General features: G+C 65.1%; 19 protein-coding genes. 10 read left to right on the top strand and 9 right to left on the bottom strand.

Annotation, left to right across the window (positions count from 1 at the left end; translation table 11 throughout):
• Positions 1-127: 127 nt before the first annotated feature.
• Both SE91_RS17505 and SE91_RS17510 read left to right on the top strand, forming a co-directional pair.
• The gene (locus SE91_RS17505; RefSeq protein ID WP_061848460.1) at positions 128-460 is read left to right on the top strand and encodes a DHCW motif cupin fold protein; all 333 of its coding nucleotides are present in this window, start codon (positions 128-130) and stop codon (positions 458-460) included.
• Positions 461-726: 266 nt separating this feature from the next.
• Complete coding sequence (locus SE91_RS17510) at positions 727-936, top strand: cold-shock protein (RefSeq protein ID WP_008141931.1); 210 nt, start codon at positions 727-729, stop codon at positions 934-936.
• Between the two features lie 108 nt (positions 937-1,044).
• Here the strand turns inward: SE91_RS17510 and SE91_RS17515 are convergent, their stop codons facing one another.
• The gene (locus SE91_RS17515; RefSeq protein ID WP_061848461.1) at positions 1,045-2,346 is read right to left on the bottom strand and encodes an RsmB/NOP family class I SAM-dependent RNA methyltransferase; all 1,302 of its coding nucleotides are present in this window, start codon (positions 2,344-2,346) and stop codon (positions 1,045-1,047) included.
• A 58-nt stretch (positions 2,347-2,404) separates the two neighbouring features.
• Positions 2,405-2,827: an MAPEG family protein gene (locus tag SE91_RS17520; RefSeq protein WP_061848462.1), complete on the bottom strand. Its 423-nt coding sequence runs from the start codon at positions 2,825-2,827 to the stop codon at positions 2,405-2,407.
• Between the two features lie 153 nt (positions 2,828-2,980).
• On the opposite strand from SE91_RS17520, the gene SE91_RS17525 reads away from it, so the two are divergent.
• Together SE91_RS17525 and SE91_RS17530 are read left to right on the top strand one after the other, a co-directional pair.
• A complete protein-coding gene (locus tag SE91_RS17525; RefSeq protein WP_061848463.1) occupies positions 2,981-3,592 on the top strand; it encodes a hypothetical protein in 612 nt (203 codons plus the stop codon).
• A gap of 19 nt (positions 3,593-3,611) precedes the next feature.
• The gene (locus SE91_RS17530) at positions 3,612-4,502 is read left to right on the top strand and encodes a metallophosphoesterase family protein (protein ID WP_245318475.1); all 891 of its coding nucleotides are present in this window, start codon (positions 3,612-3,614) and stop codon (positions 4,500-4,502) included.
• Between the two features lie 104 nt (positions 4,503-4,606).
• Here the strand turns inward: SE91_RS17530 and SE91_RS17535 are convergent, their stop codons facing one another.
• From SE91_RS17535 to guaB, 3 genes are all read right to left on the bottom strand, one after another.
• Entirely contained in the window at positions 4,607-4,906 is a 300-nt protein-coding gene (locus SE91_RS17535; protein ID WP_060735815.1) for a hypothetical protein, read from the bottom strand.
• A 169-nt stretch (positions 4,907-5,075) separates the two neighbouring features.
• Complete coding sequence (curA, locus tag SE91_RS17540) at positions 5,076-6,098, bottom strand: NADPH-dependent curcumin/dihydrocurcumin reductase (protein WP_061851180.1); 1,023 nt, start codon at positions 6,096-6,098, stop codon at positions 5,076-5,078.
• Between the two features lie 252 nt (positions 6,099-6,350).
• Positions 6,351-7,844 carry an IMP dehydrogenase gene (guaB, locus tag SE91_RS17545; protein WP_060735814.1) on the bottom strand — a complete coding sequence of 498 codons (1,494 nt, stop codon included), beginning with the start codon at positions 7,842-7,844 and terminating at the stop codon, positions 6,351-6,353.
• A gap of 493 nt (positions 7,845-8,337) precedes the next feature.
• Between guaB and SE91_RS17550 the strand changes: the two genes are divergently transcribed.
• Together SE91_RS17550 and SE91_RS17555 are read left to right on the top strand one after the other, a co-directional pair.
• Positions 8,338-9,828, top strand: coding sequence for an MDR family MFS transporter (locus SE91_RS17550; protein WP_061848464.1), 1,491 nt, complete (start codon positions 8,338-8,340; stop codon positions 9,826-9,828).
• A gap of 365 nt (positions 9,829-10,193) precedes the next feature.
• Positions 10,194-11,807 carry a calcium-binding protein gene (locus SE91_RS17555; RefSeq protein WP_197489479.1) on the top strand — a complete coding sequence of 538 codons (1,614 nt, stop codon included), beginning with the start codon at positions 10,194-10,196 and terminating at the stop codon, positions 11,805-11,807.
• 270 nt (positions 11,808-12,077) lie between these two features.
• Here SE91_RS17555 and SE91_RS17560 read toward each other — a convergent pair whose 3' ends face one another.
• A complete protein-coding gene (locus SE91_RS17560; RefSeq protein ID WP_061848466.1) occupies positions 12,078-12,770 on the bottom strand; it encodes an RlmE family RNA methyltransferase in 693 nt (230 codons plus the stop codon).
• 1 nt (position 12,771) lies between these two features.
• The gene (locus SE91_RS17565; protein ID WP_061848467.1) at positions 12,772-13,845 is read right to left on the bottom strand and encodes a Ppx/GppA phosphatase family protein; all 1,074 of its coding nucleotides are present in this window, start codon (positions 13,843-13,845) and stop codon (positions 12,772-12,774) included.
• Positions 13,846-14,053: 208 nt separating this feature from the next.
• Here SE91_RS17565 and SE91_RS17570 point away from each other — a divergent pair, with 208 nt between their 5' ends.
• Positions 14,054-16,426 (top strand): xanthine dehydrogenase family protein molybdopterin-binding subunit, encoded by a 2,373-nt coding sequence (locus SE91_RS17570; RefSeq protein WP_061851181.1) that lies wholly within the window; start codon positions 14,054-14,056, stop codon positions 16,424-16,426.
• A gap of 146 nt (positions 16,427-16,572) precedes the next feature.
• On the opposite strand, the gene SE91_RS17575 is transcribed toward SE91_RS17570, so the two are convergent.
• Positions 16,573-17,373: a hotdog family protein gene (locus tag SE91_RS17575; RefSeq protein WP_061848468.1), complete on the bottom strand. Its 801-nt coding sequence runs from the start codon at positions 17,371-17,373 to the stop codon at positions 16,573-16,575.
• 107 nt (positions 17,374-17,480) lie between these two features.
• Here SE91_RS17575 and SE91_RS17580 point away from each other — a divergent pair, with 107 nt between their 5' ends.
• The 3 genes from SE91_RS17580 to SE91_RS17590 are packed head-to-tail and all read left to right on the top strand — an operon-like array spanning position 17,481 to position 20,872.
• Positions 17,481-17,966, top strand: a complete 486-nt coding sequence (locus SE91_RS17580) for a YaiI/YqxD family protein (RefSeq protein WP_008552202.1) — start codon at positions 17,481-17,483, stop codon at positions 17,964-17,966.
• Between the two features lie 8 nt (positions 17,967-17,974).
• A complete protein-coding gene (locus SE91_RS17585) occupies positions 17,975-19,789 on the top strand; it encodes an ABC-F family ATP-binding cassette domain-containing protein (protein ID WP_061848469.1) in 1,815 nt (604 codons plus the stop codon).
• 3 nt (positions 19,790-19,792) lie between these two features.
• Positions 19,793-20,872: a D-TA family PLP-dependent enzyme gene (locus tag SE91_RS17590; RefSeq protein ID WP_061848470.1), complete on the top strand. Its 1,080-nt coding sequence runs from the start codon at positions 19,793-19,795 to the stop codon at positions 20,870-20,872.
• 99 nt (positions 20,873-20,971) lie between these two features.
• Here SE91_RS17590 and SE91_RS17595 read toward each other — a convergent pair.
• Positions 20,972-22,039 (bottom strand): TIGR03862 family flavoprotein (locus SE91_RS17595; RefSeq protein ID WP_061848471.1); only part of this gene is annotated, 1,068 nt, incomplete at its 5' end.

A 22,039-nucleotide genomic window follows, 5' to 3' on the forward strand; every position in this document is an offset into this window, starting at 1 on the left:
CGGTACATGGGTAAGCATTATTGACCTAATTGCGCCCACCTCTGAAAGAGGGCCGATCGCAACGACGGAGACTGCGCCAGCGGCGTGCGCTAACAGAAGCGCCGCCGGCTCTGAAACAGGACCCCCCATGCAACTCCCCGCCTCGCCCTTCACCGTCACTGATTGGAGCAAGGTCGAGCCGACCACGCATCCCGGCGAGCGCGGCGAGGCCAAGTGGCGGACGCTCGAGATCGGCGATCTCCGGGTGCGGATGGTCGAGTATTCGCCCGGCTATCTCGCCGACCACTGGTGCGATCGCGGGCACGTGCTCTACGTGCTGAAGGGCGAGCTCGTCAGCGAGCTGCGCGACGGGCGCACATTCAAGCTGACGGCGGGGATGAGCTACCAGGTCTCGGATTTCAGCGACGCCGCCCATCGGTCCTCGACGGCCACCGGCGCGACCCTCTTCATCGTCGACTAGGACGCGAGAGCGCGGTTAATTTGCACCGCAAAATAGCAAAGTCGCGCGAGGCGCCGAGCCACGGGTGGTGCCTTGAAGTGGCCCCAAATTCTCGCTATATTGTGATCATCGATACTTGGCCGAACGACTGGGCCGCTTCGCTTCGTTGATTACGGGCGCGCACGCTTCAGATGAATTCTCCAAACATCGACTCATCAGGGACTATGGGCGCAATGCTGCGTACCGGTCCGCGTGCGTACCTCTCTAACTAACTAAAGGAAATTCCCATGGCTATGGGCACCGTGAAGTGGTTCAACACCCAAAAGGGTTATGGTTTCATCCAGCCGGACGACGGCCAGAAGGACGTGTTCGTGCACATCAGCGCCGTCGAGCGCGCTGGCCTCTCTTCCCTCAACGAGGGTCAGAAGGTCTCGTTCGACATCGTCGCCGATCGTCGCAGCGGCAAGTCCTCGGCTGACAATCTCCGCGTCGGCTAACACCCGCGCAACGTTCTGACCGCGGACGTACCGGCAGAACGCTAGAAAAAAGAAAGCCCCGCGACCGGGATCCGGTCTGCGGGGCTTTTGCTGTTGGGCGGAGTGAGATCAGGCGCTCTTTCGCAGCACCGACACGAAGAACCCGTCGGTGCCGGTCCGCCGGGGCGTCATCAGCCAGCCTTCCTCGGATTGCAGCGCGGCCTCGGCAAAGGCTTCCGCCTTGTCCCAGAGCACGCTCGCGGTCTGCTCGGGCGGCACCACCGCGAACTCGGGATGGCGGGCGACGAACGCCCTCACCTGCTCGCCGTTCTCTTCCGCCAGCACCGAGCAGGTGATGTAGGCGATACGCCCGCCCGGCTTCACCAGAGGAACCGCGCGCTCCAGCACCTCGGCCTGGTCGCGCAGGCGAATCTCCAGCGCGCCCGGCCGCATCCGCCATTTGGCATCGGGGTTGCGGCGCCAAGTGCCGGTTCCCGTGCAGGGCGCGTCGATCACGACGAGATCGGCCGAGGCGCGGATGTCGGAGAGCGGATCGGCCTCGCCCTTGGGGGTACGGATATCGGCATTGTGGACGCCGGCGCGCGACAGGCGTTCGTGGATCGGGGCGAGCTGCCGCTTGTCGCGGTCGGTGGCGATCAGCCGGCCCTTCCCCTGCATCAGGGCTGCGAGCGCCAGCGTCTTGCCGCCGGCGCCGGCGCAGAGATCAATCACCTGCTCGCCGGGTTTTGCCGCGGTGAATTGGGCCGCAAGCTGCGATCCCTCATCCTGCACTTCAATTCCGCCCTTGATGAAATCCTCCTCGGCCTGGATGCCGGGGTTGCGCGCATCGGCCGAAAGCTCGATGCGAAGGCCGGTTGCGGACCATTGCAACGGTTTCGCATGAAGATGAGCAAGCGCACGCAGCACCTTGTCCCGATTGGATTTTAACGTGTTGACCCGCAGGTCGAGCGGGGCCCGGCTCGCCATCGCGGCGGCTTCAAGAGCGCGGTCCTCGCCGAACACTTTTGCAAGGTGCGAATCGAGCCATTCGGGATAATCGCCCGCAACCGCGGCCGGGGCATCGTCGAGCGAGCGCGAGGCGAGCGCAGCCTGCTCGGCCTCGGTCAGCGGCGCCGGGGCGAACCGGCTTCCGTCGCACAGCGCGGCCATGGTGGCGGTGTCCATGCCGCGCTCGAGGCGCAGCATGCCGATCAGGCGCGCCCGCGCGGTATCTGCGTCCATGAGCCAGGCGCTGGAGGCGTAGCGGCGCAGCACGTCCCAGACCAGGCCTGCGATGGCGGCACGGTCCCCGGAACCGGCGAAGCGGTGCGCGGTGCCCCACTCCTTCAGCGCCTTGGCCGCGGGCACGCGGTCCTTCTCGATGGTGTCGATCAATTCGATGGCTGCGGACAGCCGGGCAGCGGGCGTCATTTGATTGCCTTTAGACGAGACGTTTCTGTTTTGCGCGTGATGCGCCGGGCGCAGGCCGTCAGATCAGCAGGAGCAGCTTCAGCGCGAAGTAGATCCACATCGCCAGCAGCACCAGCACACTGGCGAGCCAGACCGTGGAGCGGCGGCCGAGATCGTTCGAGGTGACGAAGACGCCGGCATGGGCAAAGCGCGTCACCACGAACACCCACGACATCAGCACGATGAAGAGATCGGCCCGGCGCAGCGGCAAGGCCAGCGCGATCAGGACGTAGAACAGCACCGGCAGCTCGAACTGGTTGCGGTAGCAATTGGCGATTTGCGTGGCGCCCGTGGGCCAGTTCGGCTCGCCCAGCGCAATGTCGCGGATCTTGGTCTCGCCCGAGACCAGCGTCTTGCGGCGCGCCAGCACCATGCCGATCAAGAGCGCGAAGGTGAGTGCGACCTGCACGAAAACCGGCAGCAGGACCATTTGAACGGACATCGGAACTTTCCCGGAAGGCGAAATGCCGCCGACGTCATTAGCGGCGCGTTTTGGCCCTGACAATGAACGAGATGAACCGGCGTTCCCGGTGCGGCGACCAACGGGCGATCATCACAGCGATTTTGGTCCTTTTGGACCGAGGCGAGCGCCGCCATGAACATCCTGTCCAGCCTTTTCGCCCAATCCGCCGACGGCCGGCACGGCCTCCTGTTGTCGGCGCTGGCGGGCATCGCCGCCGCGCTCGCGGTGGCACTGGCGATGACCGTGTATTTCCGCCTGAGCTACAGGACCTGGCGCGACGTCGCCAGGCATGGCTTGGCGACCCTTGCCGCGATCATCCTGTTCGGCTTTGCCGCCTACGACATGCGCCATGCGGCCCTCGCCTATCTCGGCCTCAACCCGTCCAAACCCGCGGTCGAGTTCGAGATCCGCATGCCCCGGGAGATGCTGACGGCGGTCACCGACACCCAGATCGAGCTGCACACCGACCGCAACCAGACGCTGGCGCTAGTCGACGGCGTGCGCGACCTCGCCGATGGCCGCGCGCTGCTGCGCGGCGCGGTAGCGCTCAACCATCGCACTGCGGATCGCGTGCTGGTGGTGAACCTGCCGGGCAAAGGAACGTTCGAGTTCCGCCTCCGCCTGCCCGCCGAGCCCCATCGCAGCGAGTTCGGCCCCTGGCACCTCGCCGACCGCATCGCCTCGCCACTGGCCGGGCCGATCGCGCCGCAGGACGGCTACACGATCCGCTACCGAGTGCTTTAAACTTTGTTCGATGCGAACGATGCGCGCAGCGTCATCGTTCCGACGTTCGGCCGGGCCTATGATCGGCTATGTCCGAATTTCGTCTCACACAGATCTCCGACACCCATCTGGCCAGCGCTTCCCCGGCCTGATCGAAAACTTCCATCGTGTCTGCGAGCACATCGATGCCGACAGGCCCGACCTCGTCATCAATACCGGCGACGTCTCCTTCGACGGGCCGACCAGCCGCGACGACGTCGCATTCGCCAAAAGCCTGCATGACGCCCTGCCGGTCGCCTGCCGCTACCTGCCCGGCAATCACGACATCGGCGACAATCCGACCGCGATCGGGCCGGCGCCGAAGCCGCCGGTGAGCGAGGCGCACCGCCGGCAATTCTGCGAGATCATCGGCGAAGACCATTGGTCGTTCGAGGCCGCCGGCTGGTACTTCATCGGCCTCAACTCGCTGGTGATGAATTCGGGGCTCGCCTTCGAGGCTGAGCAGTTCAACTGGCTCGCCTCGGAAATCTCGCGCGTGAACGGCAGGCCGGTCGCGCTGTTCCTGCACAAGCCGGTCTTCCTCAACCTGCCCGACGACCCCGAGGCGCCGGAGACCTCGATCCGCTACGTGCCGCAGCCGGCACGCGCGCAGCTGCTCGAGATGTTTGCGCCTGTCGACCTGCGCCTCATCGCCAGCGGGCACGTGCACCAGCGGCGCGACTTCACCTTCCGCCACACGCGGCACGTCTGGGCGCCATCGGCGGGCTTCGTCATCAACGATGCGCGGCAGGACCGGATCGCGATCAAGGAAGTCGGTTTGGTTGAGTATCGCTTCCGGCCCGACAGTCTCGAAGTCTGTCACGCGAGAGCAGCGGGCCAGCGCGATGTCGACATCGAAGAGCTGCTCGCCCAGATGGGCGGCGAGCACTAGAGCATTATCGGTTCTGACTAAATCAGAACCGTAGCTTTAGATTCTTGTTTGACGCGTTTTCTTCACGCGAACCGGTGCCCACTCCGCTCGAAAACGGTGTATCCCTACGCGACGCTCTTGAGATCCTGCTGGATCGCGGCGAGCAGCGATTGCAGCGCGGCGCTGTTCACCGGCTTTGCCGCAAGATTATCGGCAGGCGGCTGACTGGCCGGCTGCGCAGCCTTGACCGGCCGCTTCGGGAACGGCGGCGGAGGTGCCGGCATCGAAGGTCGGGCAAAATCGTCCACCTCCTCGTCGTGAACGAACTTGCCGTGGATGACGTCGTCGTGGCGGCCCATGACGAACATCGCCACCCAATAGCCGGCGGCCAGCAGAATGACGCAGAAAACACTGAGCTCTAACATCGCTACACCTAAAATATGCGCGATGATTCAATGCCTTCGAGTTGGCGTCAATGAACCGGCGGTCACACCCGCGGCTTTTGCCGACAGGTGTGACCATTTGGTGACTCTTTGTTAACCATCCTCGCCCGGCGTGTGGCTCAGGCGCCACGGGAGTCCCAGTGCCGTCGTCCTAGGCCTTATCGGGCCCAACCCGCACCAGCTGCTTGCCGAAATTGGCGCCCTTCAACAGGCCCATGAAGGCGCCGGGTGCACTCTCCAGGCCCTCGGTGACGAACTCCTTGTACTTGACCTTGCCCTCACGGACCCAGCCGGACATGTCGCGCAGAAAATCGCCATGGCGGGATGCGAAGTCGGAGACGATGAAGCCGCGGAAGGTCAGCCGCTTGGTCAGGGTCGCCCGCATCATGGATGCGGCCCATTTCGGCGGCTTGGCCTCGGTGTCGTTGTAATGGGCGATCAGGCCGCAGACCGGCACGCGGGCGAACGGATTGAGCAGCGGGAAAACAGCCTCGAATACGGCGCCGCCGACATTCTCGAAATAGACGTCGATGCCCTTGGGGCAGGCATCCTTCAGCTTCGCCGCCAGATCAGGATCGCGGTGATCGATGCAGGCATCGAAGCCGAGTTCCTTCACGACGTAGTCGCACTTGTCCTTGCCGCCGGCGATGCCGACCGCGCGCGCCCCTTTGATCTTGGCGATTTGGCCGACGGCTGAGCCGACCGCGCCGGAGGCACCGGCGACGACGACGGTCTCGCCTTCTTGCGGCTTGCCGATGTCGAGCAGGCCCGTATACGCCGTCATGCCGGGCATGCCGAGCACACCAATGGAGGTCGAGATCGGACCGAGCTTCGGATCGACCTTGATCAGGCCCTTTCCGTTGGAGATGGCGTGCGTCTGCCAGCCGGACCGGATGCGCACGATGTCGCCGACTGCGAAATCAGGGGTGTTGGAGGCCGCGACCTCGCTGACCCCCTCGCCCTCCATCACGCCGCCGATCGGTACCGGTGCGGCATAGGACGGGCCATCGCTCATGCGCCCGCGCATATAGGGATCGAGCGAGAGCCAGATCGTGCGCAGCAGCACCTCGCCTGCTCCAGGCGTCGGCACCGCGAATTCCTCCAGGCGAAAATCCGACGGCTTGGGCTCACCGACGGGGCGCGCGGCGAGAACGATGCGTTTTGCTTGGGCCATGATGGCTTCCTCCGAATTGTGTTTCGGCGCAAACGGAAGCGGAGGCAACGCGGCGCGTCAATACAAAAGCGCTGGGGCGGTTAGACGCGGCGCGTACGGCTCTCGTGTCCCGGACGCGCTGCAACGCCTGGCGTTGCTGCGCAGAGCCGGGACCCAGAAAGCAACACGAGGAGATGGGAAGACATGGGCCCCGGCTCTGCAGCGCATCGCCAAGGGGTGCTGCGCTGCGTCCGGGGCACGAGGGCGGAGTTACTAACCCCCGCCCGGATAGTTCGGCGCCTCGCGCGTGATGGTGACGTCGTGGACGTGGCTTTCGCGCAAGCCCGCGCCGGTGATGCGGACGAACTGCGCCTTGCTGTGCAGCTCCTTCATGTCGCGCGCGCCGACATAACCCATCGCGGCGCGAAGGCCGCCCGCGAGCTGGTGCATGACGTTGCCGACCGGGCCCTTGTACGGTACCTGGCCCTCGATGCCTTCAGGGACCAGCTTGAGCGTGTCCTTGATGTCCTGCTGGAAGTAGCGATCGGCGGAGCCGCGGGCCATCGCGCCGACCGAGCCCATGCCGCGATAGGCCTTGTAGGAACGGCCCTGCCACAGGAACACTTCGCCGGGCGTCTCGTCAGTGCCGGCGAGCAGCGACCCGACCATGGCGATGTCCGCGCCGGCGGCGAGCGCCTTGGCGAGGTCGCCGGAGAACTTGATGCCGCCGTCGGCGATGACGGGAACGTCGGCCTTCTTCGCGGCTTCCACCGCATCCATGATCGCGGTGAGTTGGGGAACGCCGACGCCGGCGACGATGCGCGTGGTGCAGATCGAGCCCGGCCCGATGCCGACCTTGATGCAATCTGCGCCGGAATCGATCAGCGCCTGCGCGCCTTCGGTGGTGGCGACGTTGCCGGCAACGACCTGCACCGAATTGGACAGGCGCTTGATGCGGTTCACCGCATGCAGCACGTGGCGGGAATGGCCGTGCGCAGTGTCGACGACGACGAGGTCGACGCCGGCATCGATCAGCCGCTCGGTGCGCTCGAAGCCGCTGTCACCGACCGTGGTGGCGGCGGCGACGCGGAGGCGCCCCTGCGCGTCCTTGCAGGCGAGCGGATGGGCGACCGCCTTCTCCATGTCCTTGACGGTGATGAGGCCGACGCAGCGATATTGATCGTCGACGACGAGCAGCTTCTCGATGCGATGCTGGTGCAGCATCCGCCGCGCCTCGTCCTGGCTGACATTCTCGCGCACCGTGACGAGGCCTTCATGCGTCATCAGCTCGGAGACTTTTTGCCGGCGGTCGGTGGCAAAGCGGACGTCGCGGTTGGTGAGGATGCCGACCAGCTTGCCGGGGATGTTCTTGCCGGCGCCGGTGACGACGGGAATGCCGGAGATGCCGTGATCGCTCATCAGCTTGAGCGCATCGTCGAGCGTGGCATCGGGGCTGATGGTGAGTGGGTTCACCACCATGCCCGACTCGTAGCGCTTGACCTGCCGGACCTGGGCGGCCTGCCCCTCGGGATCGAAATTGCGATGGATGACGCCGAGGCCGCCGGCCTGCGCCATGGCGATCGCCATGCGTGCCTCGGTGACGGTGTCCATGGCGGAGGCCATGATCGGGATGTTGAGCGGAATGGCGCGGGTGACGCGGGAGCGAATGTCGACCTCGCCCGGCATGACGTCCGACAGGCCCGGCTTCAACAGCACGTCGTCGAACGTGAAGGCCTCGCGAATGCCTTGAAGTTGCACCGTGGCCATCTGCCAACTCCTTCCTGCGGCCCAGCCGCAAATGCTTATGGATGAGCGCCGCCCTCGGCGTACCTTGCGGCGACGCCTTGAGAATCGGAGCCCATCAGTGGGGTTGACGCGGGTCGATAGCACGCCTGCGTGACGAATCAAAGCAATTCGGACCGCCGGCCAGCCATGCACAGGCTTTTTGAGTAAATTCAGCGTGGATGGCCGGTTCAACGTAGATGGCTGCGCGACCCCACCCACCTTCATTCCGGGGCGCGACGAAGTCGCGAGCCCGGAATCCATCCGGCAGCGGTCTCTGCGGCCCAATGGATTCCGGGCTCGCGCCAAGGGGCGCGCCCCGGAATGACGAGAGAATGTCGATGGGTCCGACCGCGGGAGGCACACCGTCGTCACGCAGGATTTAGGTGCCATGCGCCGATCCGCAATGGTCGTCGCCGGACGGCGGTGATAAGCCGCAAGTCCACCCGTCCTTTCCGATTTTCATTACCAATCCGTCATGGTCGACAAGCAACGCGTCATCCCGCTGATCGTGGCCACTGCGCTCTTCATGGAGAACATGGACTCCACGGTGATCGCCACCTCGCTGCCGGCGATCGCGGCCGATATCGGCACCAGCCCGCTGACGCTGAAGCTCGCGATCACCTCCTACCTGTTGTCGCTCGCGGTGTTCATCCCGGCGAGCGGCTGGACTGCCGACCGCTTCGGTGCGCGCATGGTGTTCGCGATCGCGGTCGGCGTGTTCATGGTCGGCTCAGTCGGCTGCGCGCTGTCGACGTCGGTTACCGATTTCGTGTTCGCGCGCATCCTGCAAGGCATGGGCGGGGCGATGATGACCCCGGTCGGGCGTCTCGTGCTGCTGCGCTCGGTCGACAAGAGCGCGCTGGTCAATGCGATGGCCTGGGTGACGGTCCCTGCCCTGATCGGTCCCGTGATCGGGCCACCGCTCGGCGGCTTCATCACCACCTACGCCTCCTGGCACTGGATCTTCCTGATCAACATCCCGATCGGGCTGCTCGGCATCTTCATGGCGCTGCGCTACATAGATCCCATCAAGAGCGAGACGCAGGAGCCGTTCGATCTCTACGGCATGGTGCTCGCGGGGATTGGGCTTGCCGGCATCGCATTCGGCCTGTCGGTGGCCGGGCTCAATTTGCTGCCCTGGAGCACGGTGGCCGCGCTGGTCGTGGGCGGCGCGATCTCGATGACGCTCTACGTCCTGCATGCGCGGCGCACGGGATCGCCGGTCCTGGACTTTTCGCTGCTGAAGCTGCCGACGCTGCGCGCGGCCGTGATCGGCGGCTTCCTGTTCCGACTCGGTATCGGCGCGCTGCCCTTCCTGTTGCCGCTTCTGATGCAGATCGGTTTCGGCCTGTCGCCCTTCCATTCGGGTCTGGTGACCTTCGCCTCCTCGCTGGGCGCCATGGGCATGAAGACGCTGGCGGCGCGCCTGATCCGCACCTTCGGTTTCCGCAACCTCATGACGGTGAACGCGATCGTCAGCGCGTTCTTTCTCGGAATCTGTGCGCTGTTCACGGTGACGACGCCGCTGCTCATCATCATGGTGATCCTGGTGGTCGGCGGCTTCTTCCGCTCGCTTGAGTTCACCGCGATCAACACGGTGGCCTATGCCGAGGTCGAGACCGCGCAGATGAGCCGCGCCACCACGCTCGTCAGCGTCAACCAGCAGCTCGCAGTCTCGGCCGGCGTCGCCGTCGGCGCAGCCTGCGTCGAGACCACGATGTGGTTCAGCCATGTCAATGAGCTCAATGCCACCGTGTTCGCGCCCGCTTTCGTCGTGGTCGCGCTGACCTCGGCGGCCTCGAGCTGGTTCTTCTGGCAGATGCCTGTTGATGCCGGCCACGAGATCTCCGGCCGCAAGGCGGTCGAGATCGCGAGCCGCAAGGGCGCGGGCAAGGGTGCCGAAAAGGCGGCGGTCAAGGCGGCGAGCGAGGATACGCAGGACGTGCGGGATCAGCGGCTGGGGTAGGCCTCTGTCAGCGTTCGCAGACGGGCCAGCACAGGTTCCCTGCCGATGCGGGCTTTCGCGGGGCCCACTATTTGAATGCGCTCCTATTAAATTGGTCCCATTAATTTGGCTCGATTAAATTTGATTAGACATTAATACAACTTTTGATTTAATGCCGCCCGCCTGCAGAAGTTCGCGGTGCTGCGGCGACGGAAGCCTACCGAAGAATGATGCAGATCGGCGCCGATAAGGCCCGATGGCGCGCCGACACGCTGAATGCGTGAGGCGGCAGCGCGAGGCGCTTATCCGCAGTTGGGCGCGCTTCGCGGAAGTCAATCCAGGCGCCGCGTTATTGACTTCATTGTTTGATGTCCAAGGAGGAAAATATGGCGAATACCATTCAAACAAAAAGCCAAGCCGCTCAACAATTGTTTCGAACCGACGGAACTCTCGCAGCAGATTCTCGCCTGTTCGACTGGATCTCCCTCCTAGACCCCGTCAGCAGTTTGATCATCGGCAGCAGACGCGACGATGTCCTGAGCGCGCACGCCGAGGGCGACATTGTCTTGGGACTTGCCGGCAATGATCATTTGGACAGCGCATTGAACCGGACAGCGTTGATCGGCGGCAGCGGCAACGATGATTTGACGACCAATGTCGTCGTGCTGCAGGGCGATACGCCCCGGCATGGACTCGCCATTCAGTTCGGCGGAACAGGCAATGACGACCTCAGCGCGACCGTTACTCTTCAAGGCGGGAACGCGCCTCAGAGCCCGGAACGGGTCGCGGATGTGCTGCTCGATGGCGGCAGCGGAGACGACACCATCAGTGCCACCGCAAATGTGGCGCTTCCTGTGCTCGCAGATGTAACGGTGAGGACCGATTTGTTCGGCGGAAGCGGCAACGATACCATTCACGCCGTTGCCGACGGTCGCAACACCGTCGGAAACAGTATCGCCTTGAATACCATCGACGGCGGCGCGGGCGATGACCGGGTCACCGCTCATGCCGAAACGGCATTCTTCGCGCTCCACGGCACAGCCAGCAACCTACTCTTCGGCGGAGCCGGCAACGATGAATTGAATGCACGCGCCGAGGGCGTTTCCAATCAGACCGATTTTGTCAGCAATGAGCTGCATGGGGGCCAGGGCGACGACGTCTTGCGCGCCTTCAACCTGACCGACTCCAATACCAGGACTCCGGTGGGTATCAACCAGCTCTGGGGCGATGACGGCAACGACACCCTTGAGGCGACCCACTCCACTGATGGGGAGAACGTCGTCACAGATGTCACGAATTATCTGGATGGCGGGAACGGCAATGACAGTCTGCTCGCAGACTCCACCGCGCTCGGCGGGTATGTTCACGCACTCAATCAGCTCGAGGGAGGTATTGGACGAGACAATCTGACGGCGCATCTCGACGCTGTAGCCCACGGTGGATTTGGTCTGGAGCAGGCTCTATACGATGTCGCGAATGTCCTGAATGGCGGCGCCGGAGATGACCAGCTCACTGCGTTTCTCTCAGCAACTCCTGATCCTACGGTGACAGACGATTCGATTGCCGAGAACCGTCTGAATGGCGGCGCTGGAAACGATGTTCTGGCCGCAACCGTTGCGCCAGGTTCACTCGGATCGAGCTTCCTTGCTGGCGGTACAGGCAATGATCAACTCACAGTGTTTGGTGGGTCGGGAAATATCCTCAATGGAGGCGATGGCAACGATACCCTCGTGAGCGGCATCGGAAACGATAGCATGTTTGGCGAATCCGGCGCGGATATGTTCGTCTTCGCCGCCCAGAACGGGCATGACACGGCCATTTTTGAACAGGGCCAAGATAAGATCGATCTCATGGGCCTCGCGGGGAATGACATCCACGATTTTGACGACTTGAATATCGAGGTGACTGGGGGAGAGACCATCATCCACTTCGATGCAAATAACGACTTCACGATCGCAGGCGTTGTGAATCTCAGCGCGAATGATTTTCTGTTCGCCTAGTCAGCCCGGAGAGACCCACAAGACCCCTGTGAAGATGACCTACGCAAGGCGCCTCGTGGAGAACCGCAGGTCTCTTCGCACGCCAGGCGCGCCATCGATCTCCACGAGGGCGACAAGAGCTAAGGGAGAGGGATTGCTCATTCGCGACGTGGGCGGCACTGCGCACATCCGCGCCAGTGGCTGTTCGTCCGCCCGATCTTAGAACAGGCCGAAGCGCGTTGCATCATGAGAGCGGCCGGCGCGATCGCTCTACCCTGATCGAAAGAGAACCTACGGCTGGCTCATGGCAGCGCCCCGAAACCCGGTCGCCAGCACATAGCGCTCCGAGGAATCCTGGCGGCTCGCGGCGGGCTTGACGTGCCGCACCGTCGCGAAGTCGCGCTTGAGCTGGGCCAGCAGCTCGGCGTCGGCGCCGCTCTGGAACGTCTTTGCCAGGAAACTGCCGCCGGGCTTGAGCACGTCGCAGGCGAACGCGGCCGCGGTCTCGACCAGGCCGACGATGCGAAGCTGGTCGGTCTTGCGATGGCCGGTGGTGTTGGCGGCCATATCGGACATCACGACGTCGGCCTTGCCGCCGAGCATCGCGGTCAGCTTCTCGGGAGCGTCATTGTCCATGAAGTCGAGCTGCGCGAAATCGACGCCGGGAATTTCCGGCATCTCCAGCAAGTCGATCGCGACGACCTTGCCCTTGCCTTCCGTGGAGCCGACGCGCTTGGCCGCGATCTGGCTCCAGCCGCCGGGCGCCGCGCCGAGGTCGACCACGGCCATGCCCGGTTTCAGCAGACGAAACTTGTCGTCGATCTCCAGCAGCTTGAACGCCGCGCGCGAGCGATAGCCGGCCGCCTTGGCCTTGGCGACATAGGGATCGTTGAGCTGCCGCTCCAGCCACAGCTTCGACGAGAGCTTGCGCTTGCCGCCGGTCTTGACCTGGACGTGCAAGCGGCCGGTGGTGTCCTTGGCCATCTCACCAGCTCCTGAGCGCGCCGTCCTCGCGCATCATCTCGACCAGCATGCCCTCGCGCAGGCCCCGATCGGCGACGCGCAGCCGCGGCAGCGGGAAGGCATGCCTGATGGCATCGAGGATGGCGCAGCCGGCCAGCACGAGATCGGCGCGCTCGACGCTGATGCAATTGTTGGCCGCGCGCTCCACGTAGCTCATGCCGAGCAGCTTGTTGATGGTTGCGGTGACGTCGGCATCGTTCATCCAGATGCTGTCGATACGGCGGCGGTCGTAGCGCGCGAGGTTGAGATGGATGCCGGCGAGCGTCGTCACCGTGCCCGACGTGCCCAGCAGGTGCATGTCGGCGAGGTCGCGGCCGTGCTCCGCCGCGAACGGCGCGACGTGATGGGCGACCTCGCGCTCCATCGCGGCATAGATCTCCGGGGTGACGTCGCGGCCGCCGAACTGCTCGGCGAGCGTGACCACGCCGAACGGGATCGACATCCAGGCCCGGATCCGCGGCTCGGGATTTTCCGGATCGCGCTCGATCCGCACCAGCTCGGTCGAGCCGCCACCGATGTCGAACAGGATCGCCCCCCTGCCCCTGGGATCGACCAGCGGCGAGCAACCGAGCACGGCGAGCGCCGCCTCGGTCTCGCGGTCGATCACCTCGAGCTCGATGCCGGTCTCGGCCGCGACGCGGCTGCGGAAACCTTCCGCATTCGAGGCTGCGCGGCAGGCCTCGGTCGCGATCAGCCGCAGCCGGCGCGCCTTGCGCAGATTGATCTTGTCGCGACAGATGCTGAGCGCGGCGATGGCGCGCTCGATCGCGGCGTCACTGATGCAGCCCGTGGCCGAGACGCCCTCGCCGAGCCGGATGATGCGCGAGAAGGAATCGACCACGCGAAAGCCGTCCTGGGTCGGACAGGCGATCAGCAGTCTGCAATTGTTGGTGCCGAGGTCCAGGGCCGCATAGACGCCGGTTCCCGGCGCCTGCACGGGGACGGCCGGCCCAGTGGCCAACGCCACCGCGGCCATCGACCTCTCCAGCTCACCGTGCAGCCCGTGGCCGTCGCGGAGCCGCGTGTGGTCATTCATACAAACTGTCTTTCCGCGGCCCAATGGGCCGATCTGGAATTGCTTTTTCGCCTGAAACATTAGCAGCGCGGTCGGCCTGCGCAACAACGCATCACATGGGACCATGCCCATTCGTGCGTTGTCGTGAACGGGGTGGTGGGTTATCTCAAGGAGACCGGTCCCCCGCTGCCGCGAAAATGCGCAAATGCCGGCTTTTCAGGTCATTCCCATGCAAGAACACACCAAATCGTCCACGCTCGAAAACGCTATTGCACTGCAAAAATATGGCGTCGGGCAGCCCGTCCGCCGCAAGGAGGACGACACGCTGGTTCGCGGCAAGGGCCGCTATACCGATGATTTCAACCTGCCGGGCCAAGCCTATGCCGTGGTCGTCCGTTCCACCCATGCCCATGGCATCATCCGCGGCATCGGCATCGATACCGCCAAGGCGATGCCAGGCGTGCTGGGTGTGTGGACCGGCAAGGATCTCGATGCCGCCGGCTACGGCCCCTTCACCTGTGGCCTGCCGCTGAAGAGCCGCGACGGCTCGCCCCTGCTCCAGACCAACCGCCAGCCGCTGGCGACCGACAAGGTCCGCTTCGTCGGCGATCCCGTCGCCTTCGTGGTGGCAGAGACGCTGGCGCAGGCGCGCGATGCGGCCGAGGCGGTCGAGCTCGACGTCGAGCCGCTGCCGGCGGTGACGGACCCGGAGGAAGCCGCCAGGCCCGGCGCGCCGCAGCTCTATGACCATATCCCGAACAATGTCGCGCTCGATTATCACTATGGCGACATGGACAAGGTCAACGCCGCCTTCGCCAGCGCTGCCCATGTCACCAAGATCGATATCGAGAACACGCGCGTCGCGGTGGTCTCGATGGAGCCGCGCGTCGGGCTCGCCTCCTACGACAAGAAGGCCGAACGCTACACGCTTCAGGTGCCGACCCAGGGCGTTGCCGGCAACCGCGCCAATCTCGCCAAGAACCTGAAAGTGCCGAACGAGAAGGTGCGCATCCTCACCGCCAATGTCGGCGGCTCCTTCGGCATGAAGAACATCAACTATCCCGAATATATGTGCATCCTGTATGCGGCGAAGGCGCTCGGCCGTCCCGTGAAGTGGCTGGACGAACGCTCCACCAGCTTCCTCTCCGACAGCCACGGCCGCGCGCAGAAGATCCACGGCGAGCTGGCGCTCGATGCCGAGGGCCATTTCCTCGCGGCCAAGCTCGAAGGCTACGGCAATCTCGGCGCCTACATCACCGGCGTTGCGCCCGGGCCGCTTTCGCTCAACACCGGCAAGAATTTTTCCAGCGTCTATCGTACGCCGCTGATGGGCGTCGACATCAAGGTGGTGCTGACCAACACCACGCTGATGGGCGCCTATCGCGGCGCCGGCCGGCCTGAGGCCAACTACTACATGGAGAGGTTGATCGACCGCGCCGCCGACGAGATGGGCATCAACCGGTTGACCTTGCGCAAGCGCAACTTCATCAAGCCGAACCAGATCCCGTTCCAGGCGTCCTCCGGCGTCACCTATGACAGCGGTGACTTCCAGGCGGTGTTCAACAAGGCGCTGGAGATCTCCGACCACGAGAATTTCGCCAAGCGCAAGAAGGAGAGCAAGAAGGCCGGCAAGCTGCGCGGCATCGCGGTCGGCTCCTATCTCGAGGTCACTGCGCCGCCGAGCCCCGAGCTCGGCAAGATCGTGTTCGATGCGGATGGCTCCGTGCAGCTTATCACCGGCACGCTCGACTACGGCCAGGGTCATGCGACGCCATTTGCGCAGGTGCTGTGCGAACAGCTCGGCGTCCCCTTCGAGAGCGTGAAGCTCGTGCAGGGCGACAGCGACATCGTTCACACCGGCAACGGTACCGGCGGTTCGCGCTCGATTACCGCGAGCGGCCAGGCCATCGTGGGGGCTGCAAAGCTCGTCATCGAAAAGGGCAAGCGGGTTGCGGCGCATCTGCTGGAAGCGTCGGAGGCCGACATCGAGTTCGAAGGCGGCAGCTTCACGATCGCCGGCACCGATCGCAGCATCGACATCATGGAGCTCGCCAGGAAGCTGCATGACGGCAAGGTGCCTGACGGCGTGCCCGATAGCCTCGATGTCGACCACACCAGCGAGCCGGTCGCCTCGGCATTCCCGAACGGCTGCCACGTCGCCGAGGTCGAGATCGACCCGGAGACTGGCGTGGTGCAGATCGTTCGCTACAGCGCGGTGAACGATTTCGGCACGGTGATCAACCCGCTGTTGGTCGAAGGCCAGCTCCATGGCGGCGTCGTCCAGGGCATCGGCCAGGCGCTGATGGAGCACATCCGCTACGACGAGAGCGGCCAGCCGATCACGGGCTCGCTGATGGACTATGCCCTGCCCCGCGCCGAGGACGTGCCGAACATGACTGTCGGCGATCACCCGGTGCCGGCGACCACCAATCCGCTTGGCAGCAAGGGCTGCGGCGAAGCCGGCTGCGCCGGCAGCCTGTCGACGGTCGTGAACGCGGTGCTGGACGCGCTCTCCGACTACGGCATCAAGCACATCGACATGCCGCTGACCCCGGAGCGGGTTTGGCGCGCGATCCAGGAGGCGAAGGCGAAGGCGGCGTAGACGCGCGCTCCCCAGCTTCCGCTGGATCGCCCGCGAAGGCGGGCGATCCAGTATTCCAGAGACAGCGCGGTAGAACCGAGACGATGCGGCGTACTGGATTCCCCGCCTTCGCGGGGAATGACAGTCAATGCGAGGAATCACCAGCCCTAAGCTGCCGCCTGTTCGCGCGGCTGATAGATCGCGGTGTGCTGGCAATGCGCCAGCGGCGTCGTACCGTTGGCGACGACGAGAGCGTCGAGCTCGACGAAGCGGTGGCCTTTCTTCTCGTAGTTCGCGGTGACCTTCGCCCGCGCGGTGATCTCGTCGCCAGTGCGCGCGGCTGACAGCAGCTGCATGCGGCTGCCGACATGAATCCACGGACCCAGGATGGTGTTGTCCACCAGTACGCGGTTCATGACGTGCTGGATCAGGCCGGGATGGCCGAGCCCCTCACGGGCGAAGATCGGGTCGGCCTCCCTGACATCCGCGAGATAGTCGGCCGCATCCTGTCCCGCCCAGCGGCGCGGCGTCGTCCCGAGCCACTTGCCGGTCTCGAACGTTGCAGGGCTGACCGGTTTGCGCTCGGCGACAACGGGCACCTCGACATAGTCGCTCAATGAGACCGCAGGTGCGGCGGCCGGCAGCGCGGCCGTGCCCGTGGCGCACAGCTCAGTGCGGCTGAACACCTCGATCGTGAGCAGCTCGTTGTGTTCGGTGGCGTCGACATCGGCGGTCTCGCCATCATACACCGGCTTGATGAAGCGGGCCTCGACCAGCCCGCGGCGGAGGAAATCGCGGCCCCAGCGGGCAATCGGCACGTGCATCATGTAGGCGAAGACATCGACGCCCGGGACCAGCCCGCCGGAAAAGCCGAAGCGGCGCGCCACATTGTCGTCATGCATCTTGTTTTCGGATTGCTTGGCGGTGTTGTAGGCTTCGACGCGGTAGGTTTCGAGCCGGTTCGGCATGACGGGCGTTCCCTCGAATTCTTGTTGGTTGAGGGCCGATCGTAGAGCCCCGGGAACACCGGTCAATCCCCTCGCCTTTGCGGCCCGAATGGGGTACCACGCGGCGAATGAATGACACCCCCACCCGCATCTATGTCGACGCCGACGCCTGTCCGGTGAAGGACGAGATTTACCGCGTCGCGCTCCGGCATGGCGTGCCCGTGAGCGTCGTCGCCGGCAATTTCATCCGCGTGCCGCAGGATCCGCTGATCGAGCGCATCGCTGCCGGCGCCGGCATGGACGCCGCCGACGACTGGATCGCCGAGCGTGCCCGGCACGGCGACGTCGTCGTGACATCAGACATTCCGCTGGCGAGCCGCTGCGTCAAGGCCGGCGCGGACGTGATCGCGCCGAACGGAAAGCCGTTCACGGAAGAATCGATCGGGATGACGCTGGCGGTGCGAAATCTCATGACGGATTTGCGCTCGGCCGGCGAAGTCACTGGTGGTCCACGCTCGTTCGCGCCCCGCGATCGCTCCGCCTTCCTTTCGGCGCTCGACCAGACGCTGCGCCGGATCCAGCGCCGCCGTGCCGATCAGGCCGCAACGAGCTAAGGCTGACCATGGCGCCGCCGCTGATCCAACTGAAAGATATCAGGCTGACCTTTGGTGGCACGCCGCTGCTGTCGGGCGTCGAGCTCAACGTCGCGCCAAGCGAGCGCGTCTGCCTGATCGGCCGCAACGGTTCGGGCAAGTCGACGCTGCTGAGGATCGCGGCCGGCCTGGTCGAGCCCGATGGCGGCACGCGCTTCGTGCAGCCCGGCGCCACGGTCCGCTACCTCCCGCAGGAGCCGGATTTTGGCGAGCACAAGACGACGCTCGCCTATGTCGAGGCCGGGCTCGCGCCCGGTGACGACCCATACCAGGCGCGCTACCTGGTCGAGCAGCTCGGCCTCACCGGCAACGAGAATCCGGCCAACGTATCCGGCGGCGAGGCCCGTCGTGCCGCGCTCGCCCGCGTGCTGGCGCCCTCGCCGGACATCTTGCTGCTGGACGAGCCGACCAACCATCTCGATCTCTCCACCATCGAGTGGCTCGAAAAGGAGCTCGACAGCCGCCGCAGCGCGCTGGTGCTGATCAGCCACGACCGCCGCTTCCTCACCAATCTGTCGCGTTCGACCGCCTGGCTCGATCGCGGCCGGATCAAGCAGATCGACCGCGGCTTTGCCTCCTTCGAGAGCTGGCGCGACGAGGTGCTGGCGGAGGAAGAGCGTGACCAGCACAAGCTCGACCGCAAGATCGTGGACGAGGAGCACTGGCTGCGTCACGGCGTCTCCGGCCGGCGCAAGCGGAACGTCAAGCGGCTCGCCAATCTGCATGCGCTGCGCGACCAGCGCCGCAACTATCGCGGCACTGCTGGCACCGCCAGTCTCGCCGCGGCCGAGGCCGAGCAATCCGGCAAGCTCGTGATCGAGGCGAAGGGCATCACCAAGGCCTATGGCGAGCGCAAGATCGTCGAGAATTTTTCTACGCGTATCCAGCGCGGCGATCGGCTCGGCATCATCGGCCCCAACGGCGCCGGCAAGACCACGCTGGTCAATCTGCTCACGGGCGGCGCGCAGCCCGACACCGGCACCGTCCGGCTCGGGGCCAATCTGGAGATCGCGACCCTCGACCAGCACCGTGAAAGCCTCGATCCCAAATCGACGCTGGCCGAAGCCCTAACCGGCGGCCGTGGCGACCAGATCATGGTCGGCGGCAAGCCGAAGCATGTCGTGGGCTACATGAAGGACTTCCTGTTCGCGCAGGAGCAGCGCGGCACGCCGGTGGAAGTGCTGTCGGGCGGCGAGCGTGGCCGGCTGATGCTGGCACGCGCGCTGGCGAAACCTTCGAACCTGCTGGTGCTGGACGAGCCGACTAACGATCTCGATCTCGAAACGCTCGACGTGCTCGAGGAGATGCTCGGCGACTACGAGGGCACGGTCATCCTGATCAGCCACGACCGCGACTTCCTCGACCGCGTCGTCACCTCCGTGATCGCACCTGAGGGCAACGGCAAATGGATCGAATATGCCGGCGGCTATAGCGACATGCTGGCACAGCGCGGCGCCGACCTGAAGCGCGAGACGGCGAAGGCGCAAGCCCCGGCCGAAAAGAAAGAGGAGCGCTCCGCCGCTCCGGCCGCATCAGTGCCGAAGCGGAAGCTGAGCTTCAACGAGAAGCACGCGCTGGAAACCCTGCCGAAGAAGATGGAAACGCTGCAAGCCGACATCGCCAGGCTACAGCGCGTGCTCGACGATCCCAATCTCTACACCAAGGATCGCAAGAAATTCGACGAGACCTCGGCCGCCATCGCCAAGGCGCACGAAGAACTGTCCGCCGCTGAAGAGCGCTGGCTCGAACTGGAAATGCTTCGCGAAGAAATAGAGCAGGCTTAAAAAATGACCACTCCCCTCGCCGCCAAGATCGCCCGCGAATATGGAACGCCCTGTGCCGTCATCGACATGGACCGGGTCGAGCGCAACATCGCGCGGATCCAGAAGGCCTGCGACGACGCCGGCCTCGCCAGCCGGCCGCACATCAAGACGCACAAGAACCCGACCATCGCCAAGATGCAGGTCGCCGCGGGCGCGAAGGGCATCACCTGCCAGAAGCTTGGCGAAGCCGAGATCATGGCCAATGCCGGCATCGACGACATCCTGATCAGCTACAATCTGCTCGGCGAGGAGAAGATGGCCCGGCTCGGCGCGCTGCAGGCGAAAGCCAACATGACGGTCGCCGCGGACAATTCGACCGTCGTCGCGGGGCTACCCAAGGCGGCCGCGGCATCGGGCCGCACGCTCTCGGTCGTGGTCGAATGCGACACGGGCCGCAAACGCGCGGGCGTCGAGACGCCGGCCGAAGCGATCGCGCTGGCGCGCGAGATCGCCGGGTCCAAAGGACTCGAATTCGCGGGCTTCATGATGTACCCGACCGAGACCGGCTGGGCAGACGCGCAGAAGTTCTATGACGAGGCACTGGCGGGCGTACGCGCGCACGGCCTCGATGCAAAGATCGTCTCCACCGGCGGCACGCCGAACCTGAAGAATCTCGGCAAGCTCAAGGGCGGCACCGAGCACCGCTTCGGCACCTATATCTACAACGACCGCATGCAGGTCGCCGCCGGCGTCGCCAGCTGGGATGACTGCGCGCTGCACATCTATTCGACGGTGGTGAGCCGCGCCGCGTCTGAGCGCGGCATCCTCGACGCCGGCTCGAAGACACTGACGACCGACACCGGCGGCCTCGACGGCCACGGCCTGATCCTGGAGCATCCGGAAGCGAAAATCGCGAAGTTCGCGGAGGAGCACGGCTTCCTCGACCTCTCCCGCAGCAACACGCGGCCGAATGTCGGCGATATCGTCCGCATCGTGCCCAACCACGTCTGCGTCGTCGTCAACATGATGGACGAGGTGGTGATGGTGCGCGGCGAGGAGATCATCGGCACGCTGCCGGTCGCGGCGCGGGGCAAGCTCAGGTAGGGGCAGGCCACCGTAGGGTGGGCAAAGCGAAGCGTGCCCACGAGTTCTCGCCGTAACTGCGAAAGATGGTGGGCACGGCGCTTCGCGCCTTTGCCCACCCTACGATTTCTGCGACTGGGCGAGCCACTCCAGCAGGCCCCTGCCCGCGGCAGCGCCCGTCGCAAACGAAGCCTGCAGCAGATAGCCCCCGGTCGGCGCCTCCCAGTCCAGCATCTCGCCGGCGGCGAATACGCCCGGCAGCTTGCGGATCATATAATGCGTATCGAGTTCGTCGAACGAGATTGCGCCCGCACTCGAGATCGCGCGTACGATCGGCGCCACGCCGGTGAGCTTGACCGGCACGCCATCGATGAGCTCGGCCAATTGCTCCGGCGACATCGCCGACAGCGACTGACCTGCGCTGATCGCGGCTTCCTGAAGCAAGCCAACTGCGGCGGGCGAAAGCTGCGCTGCCTTCCGAAGGAAATTCGAGAATGACTGTTTGCCGCGCGATGCGGACAGGCGCCTGACCAGTTCGACCTGATCGACGTCCGGACGGAGGGCGATGTGCAGCACCGCCTCGCCCTTCGCGCCAACCGCCTCGCGCAGTTCGGCCGAAAGGGCATAGATCGCACCTCCCTCGATCCCGGCTTGCGTGACGATCGCTTCGCCGCGAAGGCTGTGCGGGCCGAAGCTCAGCGCAATCCCCTTGAGCGGCTGGCCCTCGAAACGCGCGCGGAAGACATCCGACCAGCTAACTGTGAAGCCGCAATTCGCCGGGCGCAGCGGGGAGATCGCGATGCCCTTGTCGGCGAGGATTGTCGTCCAATGGCCGTCCGATCCCAAGCGCGGCCAGCTTGCACCGCCCAGCGCCAGCACGGTGGCGTCCGCGGCGACGGCAAGCATGCCGTCGGGCGTCTGAAACCGCAGCCGCCCCTCGCCGTCCCAACCGTTCCAGCGATGACGAAATGCGAACCGCACGCCGCTGGCATCGAGCCGCCGCAGCCAGGCGCGCAGCAAGGGCGAGGCCTTGAATGCCTTCGGAAACACGCGGCCGCTGGTGCCGACGAAGGTCGGCTCACCCAGCGCCTCGCTCCAGGCGCGCAGCGCATCCGGCGGAAGCGCCTCGATCGCCGCTCGCAGCTTCGGCGCCGCCTCGCGATAGCGCGCCATGAACTGGACGAGCGG

It is taken from the genome of Bradyrhizobium sp. DOA1 (genome assembly GCF_001593325.1).
Lineage (GTDB): Bacteria > Pseudomonadota > Alphaproteobacteria > Rhizobiales > Xanthobacteraceae > Bradyrhizobium.